Origin of the sequence: Haloferax profundi (assembly GCF_001469865.1) — an archaeon.
Lineage (GTDB): Archaea > Halobacteriota > Halobacteria > Halobacteriales > Haloferacaceae > Haloferax > Haloferax profundi.
This window is the reverse complement of sequence record NZ_LOPV01000271.1, coordinates 1-1,053: the sequence shown is the minus strand read 5'-3', so window position 1 is coordinate 1,053 and position 1,053 is coordinate 1. Positions and strand designations below refer to the sequence as shown.

2 protein-coding genes are annotated in these 1,053 nt (G+C 53.8%); both read left to right on the top strand.

What is annotated here, in order from left to right; genetic code table 11:
• The coding region (locus tag AUR66_RS11890; RefSeq protein WP_231727863.1) for a DUF234 domain-containing protein at nt 1–488 on the top strand (488 nt) is incomplete at its 5' end.
• A gap of 273 nt (nt 489–761) precedes the next feature.
• Nucleotides 762–1,053, top strand: a 292-nt coding sequence (locus AUR66_RS23150) for a carboxymuconolactone decarboxylase family protein (protein ID WP_331456999.1), incomplete at its 3' end; no start/stop codon positions are given.

Genomic DNA, 1,053 nt, shown 5'->3' with positions numbered 1-1,053 from the left:
GTCGGTACGGACTGAACGAACCGCTGTTTCGGTTCTGGTTCCGCTACGTGTACGGTCAAGAAAACAAGCTTGCCCAACTCGGTGACGATGCCTTCGAAGAGCTGATTGCACCTTCATTCTCGGACTACATGGGCCAGATGTTCGAAATCGTCTGTCAGAATGCACTCCCATCGTTGATCCCCAAGACGTACCACGGTATCGGATATTGGTGGTACAAGCACCACGAACTGGACGTCGTCGGCCTCGCAAGTGATGGCACACTCGTTGCTGGGGAGTGCAAGTACACGACGCGAAAGATGAACGAAGGTGACCTTGCCGACCTCGAACGGAGTGCTGCGCAGGTCGACTGGACGCCACCGGAGGGTGGGAAGCCGACGTACCACTACTGTTGCTTCGCTCGGTCAGGGTTCTCTGACGGCTTACAAGCGGTTGCTGAAGAGCGCTCTGACGTGTCTCTGTTCACGCCCAACGATATCGTGAAAGAATAGCGACTATCGAGTGTTGATGTTGGGTGAAAAATACATGAGCGCGTTCGATATCTGAACCTCTGCTACCGAAATACATTTCCAAACAACCTCTCTAAACACGCTATAATGACTGAAGGTGGGAACTCGGACGCTCCCCGTCAATCTGAATTCCAAAAGAAGTCGTTCACTCTTCGAACACTATTCACGGGGACGTTTCGCTTCGTTCGTAACTTCCCTGCGTTGATTCGAGCAAAGCGAGCGGACCGTGTCTCTGAGCAATTTGCTGAGAAGATCATGTTGGCAGTGACGGCCGTCAATGAGTGCCAGTACTGCACGAGATTCCATACCGACCTCGCACTCGACGTCGGTGTCGAATCCGAGGTAATCTCTGACATCCTCGAATCAGACATCGGGGCTGCTGTTGGGGCAGATGAGCGCCCCGCTCTGGTGTTTGCCCAGCGATACGCCGAGACTGATGAGTCTCCTGGAGAGGAAGCGATAACCGAACTCGTCGCGGAATATGGGCCACAAACGGCTGCAGACATTCTCGCGTTCATCCGGGCAATCTACTTCGGAAACTTGCTCG